The sequence below is a fragment of the Mangrovimonas sp. DI 80 genome (assembly GCF_001975575.1).
Lineage (GTDB): Bacteria > Bacteroidota > Bacteroidia > Flavobacteriales > Flavobacteriaceae > Mangrovimonas_A > Mangrovimonas_A xylaniphaga.
In genome coordinates this window covers 155,001-170,151 of sequence record NZ_MSDT01000004.1, presented here as the reverse complement: position 1 = coordinate 170,151, position 15,151 = coordinate 155,001, and the positions used below count along the sequence as shown (strand labels likewise).

At 39.2% G+C, this 15,151-nt stretch carries 15 protein-coding genes; 1 reads left to right on the top strand and 14 read right to left on the bottom strand.

Features of this window, described 5'->3' with window-relative positions; all coding sequences use genetic code 11:
• Positions 1-38: 38 nt before the first annotated feature.
• Positions 39-1,343 carry a 30S ribosomal protein S12 methylthiotransferase RimO gene (rimO, locus tag BKM32_RS08605; RefSeq protein ID WP_076663448.1) on the bottom strand — a complete coding sequence of 435 codons (1,305 nt, stop codon included), beginning with the start codon at positions 1,341-1,343 and terminating at the stop codon, positions 39-41.
• 119 nt (positions 1,344-1,462) lie between these two features.
• Here rimO and BKM32_RS08600 point away from each other — a divergent pair, with 119 nt between their 5' ends.
• Positions 1,463-2,542, top strand: a complete 1,080-nt coding sequence (locus BKM32_RS08600; RefSeq protein ID WP_076663447.1) for a serine hydrolase — start codon at positions 1,463-1,465, stop codon at positions 2,540-2,542.
• Here the strand turns inward: BKM32_RS08600 and BKM32_RS08595 are convergent.
• From BKM32_RS08595 to BKM32_RS08535, 13 genes are all read right to left on the bottom strand, one after another.
• Positions 2,539-4,185 (bottom strand): amidase family protein, encoded by a 1,647-nt coding sequence (locus BKM32_RS08595; RefSeq protein ID WP_076663446.1) that lies wholly within the window; start codon positions 4,183-4,185, stop codon positions 2,539-2,541. The two genes, BKM32_RS08600 and BKM32_RS08595, sit on opposite strands and share 4 nt — an antisense overlap.
• Before the next feature lie 84 nt (positions 4,186-4,269).
• Complete coding sequence (gene ftsY, locus BKM32_RS08590; protein WP_053977454.1) at positions 4,270-5,226, bottom strand: signal recognition particle-docking protein FtsY; 957 nt, start codon at positions 5,224-5,226, stop codon at positions 4,270-4,272.
• A gap of 167 nt (positions 5,227-5,393) precedes the next feature.
• On the bottom strand, positions 5,394-5,546 hold the full coding sequence (locus BKM32_RS08585; RefSeq protein ID WP_076663445.1) for a DUF4295 domain-containing protein: 153 nt from the start codon (positions 5,544-5,546) through the stop codon (positions 5,394-5,396).
• Positions 5,547-5,555: 9 nt separating this feature from the next.
• On the bottom strand, positions 5,556-5,738 hold the full coding sequence (rpmG, locus tag BKM32_RS08580; RefSeq protein ID WP_031444791.1) for a 50S ribosomal protein L33: 183 nt from the start codon (positions 5,736-5,738) through the stop codon (positions 5,556-5,558).
• 26 nt (positions 5,739-5,764) lie between these two features.
• Complete coding sequence (gene rpmB / locus BKM32_RS08575; RefSeq protein ID WP_053977453.1) at positions 5,765-6,001, bottom strand: 50S ribosomal protein L28; 237 nt, start codon at positions 5,999-6,001, stop codon at positions 5,765-5,767.
• A gap of 88 nt (positions 6,002-6,089) precedes the next feature.
• Positions 6,090-7,340 carry a competence/damage-inducible protein A gene (locus BKM32_RS08570; protein ID WP_076663444.1) on the bottom strand — a complete coding sequence of 417 codons (1,251 nt, stop codon included), beginning with the start codon at positions 7,338-7,340 and terminating at the stop codon, positions 6,090-6,092.
• Positions 7,340-7,681, bottom strand: a complete 342-nt coding sequence (locus BKM32_RS08565) for an Hpt domain-containing protein (RefSeq protein ID WP_076663443.1) — start codon at positions 7,679-7,681, stop codon at positions 7,340-7,342. The genes BKM32_RS08570 and BKM32_RS08565 overlap by 1 nt, the downstream gene beginning before the upstream one ends.
• Entirely contained in the window at positions 7,682-8,293 is a 612-nt protein-coding gene (locus BKM32_RS08560; protein WP_076663442.1) for a fumarylacetoacetate hydrolase family protein, read from the bottom strand.
• A 29-nt stretch (positions 8,294-8,322) separates the two neighbouring features.
• Positions 8,323-9,099, bottom strand: a complete 777-nt coding sequence (locus tag BKM32_RS08555) for a 3'-5' exonuclease (RefSeq protein ID WP_076663441.1) — start codon at positions 9,097-9,099, stop codon at positions 8,323-8,325.
• Positions 9,100-9,183: 84 nt separating this feature from the next.
• Positions 9,184-10,737, bottom strand: coding sequence for an L-aspartate oxidase (gene nadB / locus BKM32_RS08550; protein WP_076663440.1), 1,554 nt, complete (start codon positions 10,735-10,737; stop codon positions 9,184-9,186).
• 25 nt (positions 10,738-10,762) lie between these two features.
• A complete protein-coding gene (gene nadA / locus BKM32_RS08545; RefSeq protein ID WP_076663624.1) occupies positions 10,763-11,701 on the bottom strand; it encodes a quinolinate synthase NadA in 939 nt (312 codons plus the stop codon).
• A 47-nt stretch (positions 11,702-11,748) separates the two neighbouring features.
• The gene (locus BKM32_RS08540; RefSeq protein WP_076663439.1) at positions 11,749-13,560 is read right to left on the bottom strand and encodes a hypothetical protein; all 1,812 of its coding nucleotides are present in this window, start codon (positions 13,558-13,560) and stop codon (positions 11,749-11,751) included.
• Between the two features lie 172 nt (positions 13,561-13,732).
• Positions 13,733-15,076, bottom strand: coding sequence for a dihydrolipoamide acetyltransferase family protein (locus tag BKM32_RS08535; protein WP_076663438.1), 1,344 nt, complete (start codon positions 15,074-15,076; stop codon positions 13,733-13,735).
• Between the last annotated feature and the right edge of the window lie 75 nt (positions 15,077-15,151).

Sequence of the window (15,151 nt, the reverse complement as noted above, 5' to 3'; positions counted from 1 at the left end):
CACAATGTGCTGCTTTTTTTATCTTGTTGCTTGAGGGCTTATTTTACCACTTCCGCATATAAATCGAAATCTTCTGCTTCTATTACTTTAACAGTCACAAATTCCCCAGTTTTCAAGTAAGTTGATGTGGCATCAATCAAAACTTCATTATCCACATCTGGGGAATCAAATTCAGTTCTACCTACAAAATAATTACCTTCCTTTCGGTCGATGACCACTTTGAACTCTTGACCGATTTTTTCTTGGTTCAACTCCCAAGAAATTTGTGATTGGATTTCCATAATTTCATTGGCACGTTCCTGTTTTACATCTTCAGGCACATCGTCTTCCAAATTATAGGCATGGGTATTTTCCTCATGTGAATAGGTAAAACATCCCAAACGCTCAAAACGCATTTCTTGAACCCATTCCTTTAGAGTCTGGAAATCTTCCTCGGTTTCACCCGGATACCCTACAATTAACGTGGTTCTAATGGTCATATTTGGAACTGCCTTTCTAAACTCTTCGATCAGTTTGGTCGTTTTGGCTTTGGTAGTTCCTCTTCGCATACTTTTCAAAATGGAATCAGAAATGTGCTGCAACGGAATATCCAAATAATTACACACTTTTGGCTCGCGGTTCATCACGTCCAACACATCCATTGGGAATCCTGTTGGGAAGGCATAATGCAAACGAATCCACTCGATACCTTCTATTTTCACCAAAGCCTCCAATAATTCGGCAAGATTACGCTTCTTATACAAATCCAAACCGTAATAGGTCAAATCCTGCGCGATCAAGATCAGCTCCTTCACGCCATTGGCCGCCAACTTTTCTGCTTCAATTACCAACTCCTCAATAGGTGTACTTTTGTGTTTTCCACGCATCAACGGGATAGCACAAAAACTACATGGACGGTCGCAACCTTCAGCAATCTTCAAATACGCATAGTTTTTAGGAGTTGTTGTTAAACGCTCCCCTATCAACTCATGTCTATAATCTGCTCCCAATGCCTTTAACAGCCCAGGAAGCTCTGTAGTTCCAAAATATTGATCTACGTTAGGAATTTCCTTTTCTAAATCCGGTTTATAACGCTCACTCAAACAACCTGTCACAAACACCTTATCTACATCACCTGCCTCCTTTTTTTGCATGAATTCCAAAATAGTGTTCACACTCTCCTCCTTGGCATTATTGATAAAACCACAGGTATTGATCACCACAATATTTCCTTCCTCTTCATGAACAACGTCCTTGCCACTAGCTTTTAACTGCCCCATCAACACCTCACTGTCGTAAACATTCTTACTACAGCCAAGAGTTACCACATTGATTTTGTTCTTTTTAAGTGATTTTGTTCTCATATCAAAAATTCAGGCTGCAAAGATACGTAATGCTTAACGATTTACCGTATGACATTAACAAATTAGAATGGCAATGGAAAGCTTTCGTATATTTAGAACACTAAAAACATCCCAAGACCATGAAACCTACTCATTTTACCTTGTTCATTTTACTGATTTTCGTCCTGTCTGGTTGCTCAAAAGATGACCAAACAGATAGTTCCCCCATAACTTCCGAAATCTATTTTCCTCCAATGAATTCCAACAATTGGGAAACTATTTCTCCTTCGGAATTAGGTTGGAATGAGAGTGAACTCCAACCTTTATTGGACTATTTGGAGGCCAAGAACACCAAAAGTTTTATGATTCTTTATGATGGCAAAATTGTGGTTGAAGACTATTTTAACGGGCATTCGTCCTCTTCCTTATGGTATTGGGCAAGTGCAGGAAAAACATTAACATCAACAGTTGCCGGGATTGCGCAAGATGAAGGCCTTATCAACATTCAATCTAAGGTTTCTGATTATTTGGGAGAAGGCTGGACATCTGCCCCATTGGAAAAGGAGAATTTAATTACCTGTAAAAACCTATTGTCGATGGATTCTGGATTGGATGATAGTTTGGGAGATGGGGTTTCACCTGAAAATTTGCAATACCTAGCCGATGCCGGCACTCGATGGGCCTACCATAATGTATATGTTAAAATGCAGGATGTAATTGCAGAAGCTAGCGACTTAACTTGGGACAGCTACTTTGAAACGAAATTGGCTTCTAAAATAGGTATGTCTACAAACGGTACTTGGACCAATCTAGGGGACCTTAGTGTGTATTTCAGCAACACCCGAAGCATGGCTCGCTTTGGCCTGCTTATTTACGCCAATGGTAAGTGGGAAGATGACACCATTGTCTCTGAAGAATTTCTAAATGAAGCGACCAACACATCGCAAAGTATCAATGAAGCTTACGGCTATTTATGGTGGTTAAATGGCAAATCCTCTTTTCACTTGCCACAAACCCAATATGAATTTAACGGGTCATTAATCCCAAATGCGCCATCTGATATGTTTGCTGCATTGGGGAAAAACGATCAGAAAATTTACATCTCGCCCAATGAAAAATTGGTCGTGATTAGGATGGGAGAAGCCGCCGATGGAGAAAACTTTGCCCTCTCCAATTTCGACAACGAGCTTTGGGAATACATCAATGCATTCATCAATTAATTATAACCTTTAGGCATTTCTCTCAGTTTTGTTGCCTGCTCATAGGCCATGGCCCATTGTAATAATTGTATTTCGCTAAAAGGTTTCGAGATAAAGGTAAGGCCTTTGGGTTCTCCACTATCAGCAGTATAGCCCATGGGCACCGTAATCGCAGGGTATTCGGCAACCGCGGCAAATCCTGCATGGAAATTATTAATAGACAATATGACATCTAGTTGATGCTTTTGCACTGGAGTGTCCAAAAACAATTTCCCATTTGTTTTAAGGGTCGATTTGATGTTTTCCAAGTCCTTCTCAGTCCCGTTGTCAGCTACAATGCCTTCAAACAGCTTTTGTCCATAAGGCATTCTATTGATGGAATCTTCCCTATTAAACACAATAACATCTTCAACCGAGGCTACCTTAACATTATTATCTGCGTAATGTTTCAAATAAGTTGGTAAATCCTTTTTCATATCAAGGTTAAGCAACCTTATAAAATCTGGGAGTTGTATTTCCTGTGCTTCAATCTCTATAATTTCAGCTCCAAAATTCGCCAAATCCTGTAAGGCTTTGGAGTATAATGGGTCTTCTTTTAGACTTGCGAAACATCCAAACTTTTTCCCTTGTAAATCGATAGGTTTAAAATTATCTAAATCGAAAGTCTCTTTTGAAATACCATCGGTTGCTTTGAAGTCGTCCATATCTTTTCCTAACATGGCATGAAGTAAAATAGCATTATCTATAACATTCTTGGTCATAGGGCCCGGCGTATCTAAAGTTGACGAAATAGGTACAATTCCACTTCTGCCCAACAAACCAATCGTTGGCTTCAACCCTACATTAGAATTTTGACTTGAAGGCGACAAAATAGATCCGGAGGTTTCACTACCAACCGCTGCCACACAAAAATTGGCAGCAACTGCTACCCCACTACCAGAACTGGAACCACCGGTATCCAAAACTTTTCTTCCATAAGGGTTTAAGGTTTGACCTCCAATGGCACTATACCCACTCGGGCAATCGCCGCAAAAGAAATAGGCCCATTCGCTTAAATTGGTCTTTCCTAATATCAATGCTCCATTGGCCTTTAATTCCTTTACAATAAAAGCATCTTCCGTAAAATTGTCTTTTAAAGCAACAGCCCCAGCTGTGGTAGGCATACCGGAGGCATTAATGTTATCCTTCAATAAAATTGGCATTCCAAAAATGGGATGCTTCAGGCCATGTGTTTTAATAAGTTCATCACACTTTCGTGCTTCTTCTATCACTTTTGGGTTTAAGGCAATGACAGAATTTAAAGAGTTCGGATTGGCTCTGTCATATTTTCTAATGCGATAAAGGTAGAATTTGGTCAGTAATTCATAGGACAATTTTCCCTCTTGAACATATTTCTGTAACCTTGGAATATCCTGCTCCAAAACAAACGGCTTCAAATTATTATATTCGGTTTCTGAAAAGGAAGCCAATTCAGCATTGAAAGGTTCCCATAACTGTTCGACTTCCATATATTTTGAGTCCAAAACCTTGAACTCGGTGAATTGCTTGGTAGAGATATCAATGATATCTGTAGTATCAGATTTTGATTGTACAGGACTTTGGGAATTATGCTGTTTACAGGAAGAAAACAGAAGCAACAATAGAGTGAAAGCTAAGAATCTCATAGTTAGTATTTTTACTAAAAATACTAAAAAAATAAAGCTCACCGATTAAGGTAAGCTTATTGTATCATTTATATGGTTGTGGAATTAGTTTTTGAAGAAAGAATCCACAAATTCAAATTTATTGAATACTTGTAAATCTTCAATCCCTTCACCAACTCCAATATATTTCACCGGAATTTTAAATTGATCTGAAATACCAATCACAACGCCACCTTTAGCCGTACCATCCAATTTAGTAACCGCCAATGACGTTACTTCTGTGGCAGCCGTAAATTGTTTTGCCTGTTCAAAAGCATTTTGACCTGTAGAACCATCCAACACCAATAACACATCATGTGGCGCATCTTCTACTACTTTCTGCATCACACGTTTCACTTTGGTAAGTTCGTTCATCAAATTCACCTTATTATGCAAACGTCCTGCTGTATCGATAATTACCACATCGGCATCTGAAGTCACTGCACTTTGCAACGTATCAAAAGCCACAGAAGCAGGATCACTTCCCATGGATTGTTTGATGATAGGCACGTCTACTCGATCTGCCCAAACCTGCAATTGGTCTATTGCAGCAGCCCTAAAGGTATCTGCTGCTCCAAGTACCACTTTCAATCCTTGTTGCTTGAACTGGTGTGCCAACTTACCAATGGTCGTCGTTTTTCCAACACCATTTACACCAACCACCATCATAACATAAGGCTTTTTATTGGAGGGCACCGTGAATTCAGTCGCGTTACCAGCATCAATTTCCGATAACAACCCCGCAATTTCTTCACGAAGAATTTTATTGAGTTCGGAGGTCCCTAAATATTTGTCACGTGCCACACGCTCTTCGATGCGCTCAATAATTTTTAAGGTAGTATCCACCCCGACATCACTGGTCACCAAAATTTCCTCTAGGTTGTCCAATACCTCATCATCGACTTTTGACTTTCCAGCTACAGCCTTGTTCAGCTTTGTGAAGAATGATGTTTTGGATTTTTCCAACCCTTTGTCTAGGGTTTCCTTTTTTTCCGAAGAAAATATTTTCTTAAAAAAACTCATGTTTAATTGGTGTTAGTTTTGGCCTTTCAAAAAGCCAAAAAGCACTTTACAAATTCCCTGCCTTAAACTGCAATCTGCAATTTTGGCAGAAAAACCTATCAAATATAGATATAAAAAAACTGCTTTCAAATGAAAGCAGTTACAATTAAATTATGAACAAATATAATTTATTTTTTGTTTAAAAAGTCGTTCACTAATTCTGGAGCCATAACAGATTCTACGAACATGTAAGCACCACTCTTAGGAGACTTCACCATCTTGATGGCTTTTGTTAATCTTTTAGATCCTGTTTGTAAAGTTGCTACTGATTTCTTTGCCATGATTCCTAATTATTTAATTTCTTTATGAACTGTCATACGCTTCAAGATTGGATTAAATTTCTTAATCTCCATTCTATCCGGCGTGTTTTTCTTATTCTTGGTAGTGATGTAACGTGAAGTTCCTGGCATCCCAGACTCCTTGTGCTCTGTACACTCCAATATAACCTGAATTCTATTACCTTTCTTTGCCATTGTACGTGCCTTTAACTGTTATGCTATTATTTTAAAAATCCTTTAGATTTTGCTTCTTTGATTGCAGCAGAGATACCAATTTTATTGATAGTCTTCAACGCAGAGGTAGAAACTTTTAGAGTTACCCATTTATCTTCTTCAGGAATATAAAAGCGTTTTTTGATCAAATTTGCATCAAATTTACGCTTAGTCTTATTCATAGCGTGAGATACGTTGTTTCCAACCATCGCTTTTTTTCCAGTAAGTTCACAAACTCTTGACATTCTTTCTAACTTTAAATTATGTTATTTCAAAACAGGCTGCAAATTTAGAAAAAAGATTATATATCAACAAACTTAATTCGCTTCTTTTTCAAATCTTTTTTAAAATTTCTTTTTGAAGCATCTCAAAGGCCTTGTTGGCCGCCTTGTTTATCACCTTTACGCGGTGGTTCCCAAAGTTAAATTCTTCACTATACACGCCACTTTTAGAGGCAATTGCAATAAATACCACGCCTACTTCCTCATCTGTATCATCTGTGGTAGGCCCTGCATTACCTGTGGTCGCTATGGCATAATCACTATTGAACATTTTCAAGGCTGCGGTCGCCATAGCTTCAGCCACTTGGGCACTTACCACGGAAAATTGATCAATAAGGGCTTCTGAAATGTGCAGTACATTCATCTTAGCTTCCTTAGTATAACTTACCACACTTCCCTTAAAATATTTGGAAGCACCAGGGTGTAACGTAAAGCTCTCTGCAATTTTCCCACCCGTACAGCTTTCGGCAGTGGCAAGTGTTTTACCCATGAGAGTCAGTTGCCTTCCTATAATAGCCTCTAGGGATTCATCCTCTTCAAACCCCACAAAAATATCTTCTATCTGAGGCAAAAGGGCATTTACTTGTCTATCTATTTCAGCTTCCACAACTTCCCTATCCATTCCTTTTCCGGTTAAGCGTAAACGCACTTTTCCCAAATTCGGCAAATAGGCCAACTTGACAAACTTTGGCAGATTGTCTTCCCAGTCTTCTATACGGGCAGCCAAATTGCTTTCGCCCATGCCATAGGTTAGAATGGTTTTATGTTTGATATATGGGAATTTAAATGCCTTTTGAAGTTTAGGAATGACCTCATTTTCAATCAAAGCTTCCATTTCAAAGGGCACCCCAGGTAATGAAACAAATACTTTTCCATCCCTTTCCATCCACATGCCTGGAGCAGTTCCGTTAACGTTCATCAAAACCTGTGCTTTTGAAGGCACCAAAGCCTGATCGATGTTCACCTGCACCAAAGGTTTCTTGATATAATGTTCCCAAAGGTATTTGATATGCGCCAACACCTCTTGGTTTTGGACTAGCGTATCGTTAAAATATTCTGCAATCGTTTTCTTGGTGATATCGTCTTTGGTAGGTCCCAAACCTCCAGTAACTATAATGATATCGGCATTGTCTTCAGCCTCCTTAAACGCCTTTAGAATATGCTCCTTATCATCCTGAACAGAAGTGATCTGATACACAGAGACCCCAATTTTATTTAGGGCCTTACTGATAAATGCTGAATTTGTATCTACAATTTGACCTATGAGAATCTCATCGCCAATTGTAATGATTTCGGCTTGCATTATAGGTTATAATCCTTTTTTAATTCTTCGGATGCATTTTCGATGGCTGTTAGCACAAGATCCAATTTATCCGAAACGTCTTCTTCTTTCTTCTCAAATTTCCCCCAATCCTGAACCACGATCAAATCTTCCAAAACACCAAGTTCGAACAAATCTATGGTTGGTTTCATTTTATGGGCCGCTTGATAGGTATTAAAATAATCCTTCTCCGATACGGCTTTTTTCAATCTAGCCGCATCTTCTGGTACTTCTTCCAAAAAAGCAGCCACCAAAGCCACGATAAAATCCTCGTCGTTATCGGCCAACTCTCTTACTCTATATAATTTATAATGCTGTTCCATTTATTTTACAGTTATTGAAAACAAAGGGGTCCCTTCTATAGCCCCAACCAATTTGTCATTTGCATTTACCTTGCCTACTCCGGCAGGCGTTCCTGTAAAGATAATATCTCCTATCTTTAAAGTGAAATATTTTGAGACATATTCGATGATTTCATCAATTTTCCAAAGCATCAAATTGGTATTCCCTTGTTGCACAAGCTCATCGTTTTTCTCCAAAGTAAAGTTAATGTTGTTCACATCTTCAAAATTGCTTTTTGGCAACCAATTGCCAATTACAGCTGCTCCATCAAAAGATTTTGCTTTTTCCCAAGGAAGTCCTTTAGCCTTTAACTTCGCCTGAAGATCCCTTGCGGTAAAATCGATACCCAAACCAATTTGATCATAATATTTATGGGCAAATTTCTTATCGATATATTTCCCAACCTTATTGATTCGCACCAAAACTTCTACTTCGTGGTGTACATCGTTTGAAAAATCTGGGATAAAAAACGGTTGTTTCTTTAACAAGATAGCCGTATCGGGCTTCAAAAACACTACAGGCTCCTCGGGTCTTTCATTTTCAAGCTCCGCGATGTGCTCTGTGTAATTTCTACCTATGCAGATAAGTTTCATAGTCCTAAAACAATTAGCAATACAACTAATTAGTCCAATTTATTATTAAACGCTCTCAATTTAATGGCGGTGAGTACCTTTTTGGTGTACAAAGGAAAATCGGCATTCAACAACCAACCAAAATATCCAGGTTCATCATTCAGTACATCCTGAACACGCTTCCCTTTGTGTTTTCCAAAGGTGAAGCATTCCTCTTCCTCTTTATTGAAAGCTATAAACCCTGCAAAGTCGGCAAATTTCTTTCTAGAGCTGAATTCCGCCAAAAACTTAGCATCATTTTCCAACTCCTCATACTTCGCCACCTGAGCTTTCAATACTTCGTAAGTAGCATTGGTATCGGCCTCTGCGCTATGTGCTCCGTCCAAATTCTTGTTACAGTAGAATTGGTAGGCTGCCGACAAGGTACGCTGTTCCATTTTATGATAAATGGTTTGCACATCAATAGCGACACGGTTTTTCATATCAAAATCCATTTCGGCACGAAGCATTTCCTCTGCCAATAAAGGAATATCAAATCTATTAGAGTTAAAGCCTCCCAAATCAGAATCCTTGATAATGTTATGAATCTCTTTTGCCAATTCCTTAAATGTAGGCTTGTCTGCGACATCTTCATCAGACACCCCATGGATTGCGGTTACTTCTGGCGGAATAGGCATTTCTGGATTTACCAACCAAGTATTGCTTTCTTCCTTTCCGTCTGGGTATACCTTTAAAATGGAAATTTCAACAATTCTATCCTTTGAAATATTTACTCCGGTGGTTTCCAGATCAAAAAAGCAAATTGGTTTTGTAAGATTAAGATTCATTTTTATCAAATTTTGGGCTAAGATAACGAGAATAAAAAAAGCCTTAAACTAAATTAAGGCTTTTTTATAAGGTCTGATTGAAACCTACACATTATCAATATTAAAATATCCCCCCTTGTTTTCGGTGCGTTCCAAAGACTGGCTCACGATTAAATGTGCCACATTAATCATATTCCGAAGTTCACAAAGCGAGGTCGTAATTTTTGATGCTTTATAAAAATCCTCCACTTCTCTATGGATGAGATCCAACCGTTTTTTAGCTCTTTCCAAGCGCTCATTACTTCGTACAATCCCCACGTAATTGTGCATCAATGCCTGTAATTCCTTTAAATTATGCTGAATTAAAACATGCTCTTTGGTAATGCTCGTCCCTTTGTCATCCCAATCTGGAATGTCAACATTAGCAAGCACACTTTCATGTGCTTCGTGATATTTGAAAATGTTATGCGCATACACCAAGGCTTCCAACAAAGAATTTGAAGCCAATCGATTGGCGCCGTGCAGACCTGTTCTGGAACATTCCCCACAGGCAAACAAATTGTCAATAGTAGTTTTTCCTAATTTATCCACTTGAATGCCTCCACATAAGTAATGCGATGCCGGCACCACAGGAATCCAATCGGTTTTTATGTCGATATGGCTGTCCAAACACTTTTGATAAATATTTGGAAAATGCTTGACAAATCCATTAAAATCCAAATGGGTGCAATCCAAGAACACATGGGACTCCCCCGATTTTTTCAATTCGCTATCGATGCTTTGCGATACAATGTCCCTAGAGGCCAATTCGGCACGCTCGTCATACTTCAACATAAAACGTTCGCCTTCCTTATTTCTTAAATAAGCCCCAAAGCCCCTAACAGCTTCCGATATTAAAAAAGAAGACTCCCCTTTGGCACCATACAATGCCGTTGGATGAAATTGCACAAACTCCATATCTTTAATGCGCGCCTTTGCACGATAGGCCATGGCAATGCCATCACCTGTAGCAATAATAGGGTTGGTGGTATGACCATACACATAACCAATACCTCCCGAAGCCAGTATGGTACTGCTTGCCTTTATGGTTGAAATCTCCCCTGTTTTTTGATTAAACACATAAGCACCGTAGCATTTCAGCTCTTCTGGGTCTGCTCCTTCTATATGATGATTGGTAATTAAATCTATCGCAAAATGATGAGGGAGAATAGAAATATTGTGCAGTTGATGCGCCCGCTTTAGCAAGGCACGTTCAATTTCATAGCCGGTGATGTCCTTATGGTGTACCACACGATATTCTGAATGCCCACCTTCTTTCCCCAAATCGAATTTTCCTTTGGCATCCAAATCAAAATTGGCGCCCCAAAGCAGAAGTTCTTCCATGCGCTTCGGACCTTCCTCGACAACCATCTTAACTACATCTTCCTCACAGAGTCCGTCCCCGGCGATTAAAGTATCCTTTATGTGTTTTTTAAATGAATCCTTTTGCTTATCCAACACAATGGCAACACCTCCTTGGGCATACTTGGTATTAGATTCTTCTTCATTGGCTTTGGTTACAATAATAACATTCCTATTAGGAAACTTCTCAGCAATCTTTACGGAAAAGGTCAATCCTGCAACTCCAGAACCAATCACCAAATAATCTGCGGTCATCATAATTTCATTCGAGATTAAACAACATTTATTTAGACAGTTCCAACATGCGCTCTATAGGCTGCAAAGCACGCTCAATAATATGCTCAGGGACTTCAATTTGTGGCGACTCGTTCAACAAACAATCATACAATTTTTGCATGGTATTCATTTTCATAAAATGGCATTCGCTGCAAGCACAGGTATTATCTTCCAAGGCTGGCGCCGGAATCAACTTGGCTGTTGGAATTTCCTCTTGCATTTTATGAAGAATCCCAACTTCAGTAGCCACAATAAATTTTTCGTTTGGATGCTCCTTCACGAAATTAATCATCCCAGCAGTGGACCCGATGTAAGTGGCCGTATCCAAAATGTGCGTCTCCGATTCTGGATGTGCAATAATTTTATAGTCCGGATACTTTTTATGTAGCTCGATCAACTTATCCATCGAAAAAGCCTCGTGTACCACACAACTACCATCCCAAAGCAACAAATCTCTTCCTGTTTCCTTCATGATATAGCGACCAAGATTTTTATCGGGCGCAAAAATGATTGGTGTTTCCTTTGGAATTGATTCCACTATTTTCAAAGCATTTGAAGAAGTACACACAATGTCACTCAAAGCTTTGATTTCCGCGGAACAGTTAACATAAGTAATCACCACATGGTTAGGATGCTGCTTAATAAAGGCGTCAAAACTTTCAGGCGGACAAGAATCGGCTAAGGAACACCCCGTATTTAAATCTGGCAATACCACTGTTTTGTTTGGGTTTAATATTTTGGCTGTTTCCGCCATAAAATGCACCCCGGCAAACACAATAATATCGGCATCTGTCTCGGCGGCTTTTTGGGACAATCCCAAACTGTCCCCTACATAATCGGCTATATCTTGTATTTCCGGCACCTGATAATAATGCGCCAAGATTACTGCATTCTTTTCCTTTTTCAGGCGCTTTATCTCTTTCACTAAATCTATTGTCTCACTCATAGCTTCATCATTTTCATTCACGAATTCTAAATCAACAGATCATCATTTTAATTTTTCACCTCAACATTGGCAATTTCCAACTGCAAATTGTTCAAAAGCAGCTCTCCTTTGCTAAGCATGTTAAAGATTTCGTTCTTGTTGTCTTCAAAATTATGTTTCAGTTCCAAAAAGAAATTATTGTAATAGGTTATTCCTGACTTTAAATTCTCTGCAAACGTTGCCAAATATTTCTGTTCCTTTTTGGTCATTTCCACTTTAGCCGTTTCCAATTTATTTTTCAGGTAATCGATATAGATATACAATTCCTTAATGAACATGTTTGGACGATCAGTTCTAGAAATTACATTGTCACGTCCGTAGATATGATCCACCATTGTTTTCAAACTCATCACTTTGGAATAATAAGCCATATTTGGCCCTGGGCAAATGGAAACACCTTCCCCTTCCTTCTTTGTATCTAAATTATATTTCAACAAGGCCGAAGTTCCCAAACCTACACAAGTGCATGATTTTTCGGTAATCTTGTTCAATTCCAATTGATAAGCTTCTTTTGAAAGATTTTGAGCGTCCAAAGCTTTAATTTTGAAATGCTGATACTCCCGAGACGCAGTACACACCCCTGTTTCCTTAAACTCCTTGTTCAAGGCCACATATTTTTTAGGACAGGAACTCCCTGGTCTTCCTTTATCAATCAAAGCATCACGCTCTAAATCTTTGGTGTTTTCCTTAAGATTATTGAAAGGCACTCCCAAAGGAGAAATATCGCTTAAATACAAATCCTTTTCTTGGGCGGAAGCCAATTTCTCTAAAGTCTTTTCATCTACGGTTGTTGCTTCCGGAACCAATAAAAATGGACTTCCCCATCCTACAGAATCCAATTGATAGACATCCAACAACAATTCGTGTTCCTCGTGAGTTCCCACTCCACCTTGAGCCGTAATTTTTATTTGCAAAGGTCCCTTTGAAATTGCTCTATTTTGAGCCTCCAATTCCTTGTTCAAAACTTCTTCAATAGATGCTCTCAGTTCCTCGCGTTTCTCCTTGAACTCCGCCAATACTGGACCCAACAAATACCCATCGGTGGCAAAGGCATGACCTCCACAGTTCAATCCAGATTCAATTCTATATTCAGATACCCAAAGTCCTTTTTTGGCCAAGAATTTCCCTTGAATCAATGCCGAACGATAATCGCTTACCTTTAAAATGATTCGCTTTTTAAAAGTCCCTTCTGAAGTTGGATAAAAATCATCAAACTCACTCATATAGGCATACAATCGAGGATTCATCCCTGCCGAAAGCACCACAGAACCATTCAAGTTACTATTGGCAAAACCACGCAAGGCGGCATGTGCATCATTATAGGCCACAGGGAGTTTTTCATCTTTGTTGTAATTGTCCTTGTCAACCTTGGTCATGATGTTCACATCGATACTTCCCTTCACCAAATGTTGGTTTAACCAAGACTTTAGCTCCGATAGTCCTTCACCTTTTTCTGTTAGCCTTTTAAACTCTTCTCTAAGGTGAGCATTGGAAGGCAGCATATCGAGATAGGCCTTAAAACTTTCTCCCGTGTCAAGAGCTGCTTGCTTTACAGCTTCTATTTTTTGATCGACTACTTCATTTATCAAGTTAAGGTATGAGGTAATGCGCTTTGCCCGAAAATCGTCTACCTTATTGGTAATTTCCTGATAAGGCAACTCAAAAGTTTCGCTGTACATTTTTCGTAATTTCTCGATAAGCATATCGTCTACCAAAGAAATCACCGAATCAATGCCATATTGCGCTACCTTCAAAGGTGAATCGATTGTAAAGCCAATCCCCATAACCGGAATATGAAATGAATGCGCTTTGTTATTCATTCTATGTTGTTTTTAAAATTGCAAACCTCAAATGTATCGATTTGAACTTGCAAGAATTATGATATATGTCATATAAAGATCCTTGCAGAGGACTGCATTTTTACGTAGAATTAGGGCACAAAAAAAGCCTTAACTAAAAAGTTAAGGCTTTAAATATTATTGGCTTTAAAGATTAAATATCTCTATTTACATCCCAAGCTTCCAAATAATCTTTAACAGCTTTTACAAATTGTCCACCAAGCGCACCATTCACTACTCTATGGTCATATGAATGCGACAAGAACATTCTGTAACGAATTCCAATGAAATCACCATCTGGAGTTTCTACTACCGCTGGCACTTTTCTAATAGCTCCTAAGGCCAAAATCCCAACTTGCGGCTGATTGATAATCGGCGTCCCCATAATGCTTCCAAATGTCCCCACATTGGTCACTGTGTAAGTCCCTCCTTGGATTTCATCGGGTTTCAGTTTATTAACTCTAGCTCTATTAGCCAAGTCGTTTACCTTTTTGGTCATTCCAACCAAATTCAGCTGATCGGCATCCTTGATTACCGGTACAATTAAGTTACCATCTGGCAAGGCTGCTGCCATCCCTAAATTGATATGCTTTTTCTTTATGATTTTATCTCCTTGAACCGAAATGTTCATCATAGGGAAATCTTTAAGGGCTTTGGCTATAGCCTCCATAAAGATTGGCGTAAAGGTTAAGTTTTCACCTTCGCGTTTTGCGAAACCGTCTTTAACTTTTTTACGCCAGTTCCAGATATTGGTAACATCGGCTTCTATAAAACTTTGTACGTGAGCAGAAGTCTGTACCGATTCCACCATATGGTGTGCAATCAATTTCCCCATACGGCTCATTTCGATGATTTCGTCCTCACCACTAGCTACAACAGGAGCTGCTGCAGGCTTGGCTTGCTGGGTTCCGTTAACTTGAGGAACGTCAACTTTAGCTGGTTGTGGTGTCGCTATCGCATCCTGAACTGGTTGGCTACCTCTGTTTTCAAGGTAAGCTAAAATATCATTTTTGGTCACACGACCTTCTTTTCCTGTTCCTGAGATTTTATCAAGTTCAGCTTGGCTGATACCTTCTTCCTTGGCAATGTTTCTCACCAATGGCGAATAAAATCTACCCTCTGTAGATACTACAGGCGCTACAGCTTCTTGCGCAGCCTGTACCGTTTCCGCTACTTGGGCCACAGCAGCTGGTTCTGCTTCAACTTCCTCCTTCACCGGTTCTGCCTGTGGTGCAGCTTGAGTATCTGCAACATCGGCATCCGTCTCAATAATAGCTATTGTTTGCCCTACTTGAACTACATCATCTACATTGAATAGCTTTTCAACCAAAACGCCATCAACCTCACTAGGCACTTCACTATCTACCTTGTCTGTAGCAATTTCCAAAACCGCTTCATCCATCTCGATAGTATCTCCTACCTCTTTTAACCATGATGTTATTGTTGCTTCCGCAACACTTTCCCCCATCTTCGGGAGCTTTAATTCAAATTTTGCCATATCTATAATGAAAAGATCTGTTTTTATTTTTCGTCTGCAAAATTAATAAAAAACCAATGTGTTCTTTAAGATTTT

What these genes read in the sequence shown, in the direction of transcription:
- rimO (WP_076663448.1), bottom strand. Translation starts at nt 1,343, where the DNA reads ATGAGAACAAAATCACTTAAAAAGAACAAAATCAATGTGGTAACTCTT.
- BKM32_RS08600 (WP_076663447.1), top strand. Translation starts at nt 1,463, where the DNA reads ATGAAACCTACTCATTTTACCTTGTTCATTTTACTGATTTTCGTCCTG.
- BKM32_RS08595 (WP_076663446.1), bottom strand. Translation starts at nt 4,185, where the DNA reads ATGAGATTCTTAGCTTTCACTCTATTGTTGCTTCTGTTTTCTTCCTGT.
- ftsY (WP_053977454.1), bottom strand. Translation starts at nt 5,226, where the DNA reads ATGAGTTTTTTTAAGAAAATATTTTCTTCGGAAAAAAAGGAAACCCTA.
- BKM32_RS08585 (WP_076663445.1), bottom strand. Translation starts at nt 5,546, where the DNA reads ATGGCAAAGAAATCAGTAGCAACTTTACAAACAGGATCTAAAAGATTA.
- rpmG (WP_031444791.1), bottom strand. Translation starts at nt 5,738, where the DNA reads ATGGCAAAGAAAGGTAATAGAATTCAGGTTATATTGGAGTGTACAGAG.
- rpmB (WP_053977453.1), bottom strand. Translation starts at nt 6,001, where the DNA reads ATGTCAAGAGTTTGTGAACTTACTGGAAAAAAAGCGATGGTTGGAAAC.
- BKM32_RS08570 (WP_076663444.1), bottom strand. Translation starts at nt 7,340, where the DNA reads ATGCAAGCCGAAATCATTACAATTGGCGATGAGATTCTCATAGGTCAA.
- BKM32_RS08565 (WP_076663443.1), bottom strand. Translation starts at nt 7,681, where the DNA reads ATGGAACAGCATTATAAATTATATAGAGTAAGAGAGTTGGCCGATAAC.
- BKM32_RS08560 (WP_076663442.1), bottom strand. Translation starts at nt 8,293, where the DNA reads ATGAAACTTATCTGCATAGGTAGAAATTACACAGAGCACATCGCGGAG.
- BKM32_RS08555 (WP_076663441.1), bottom strand. Translation starts at nt 9,099, where the DNA reads ATGAATCTTAATCTTACAAAACCAATTTGCTTTTTTGATCTGGAAACC.
- nadB (WP_076663440.1), bottom strand. Translation starts at nt 10,737, where the DNA reads ATGATGACCGCAGATTATTTGGTGATTGGTTCTGGAGTTGCAGGATTG.
- nadA (WP_076663624.1), bottom strand. Translation starts at nt 11,701, where the DNA reads ATGAGTGAGACAATAGATTTAGTGAAAGAGATAAAGCGCCTGAAAAAG.
- BKM32_RS08540 (WP_076663439.1), bottom strand. Translation starts at nt 13,560, where the DNA reads ATGAATAACAAAGCGCATTCATTTCATATTCCGGTTATGGGGATTGGC.
- BKM32_RS08535 (WP_076663438.1), bottom strand. Translation starts at nt 15,076, where the DNA reads ATGGCAAAATTTGAATTAAAGCTCCCGAAGATGGGGGAAAGTGTTGCG.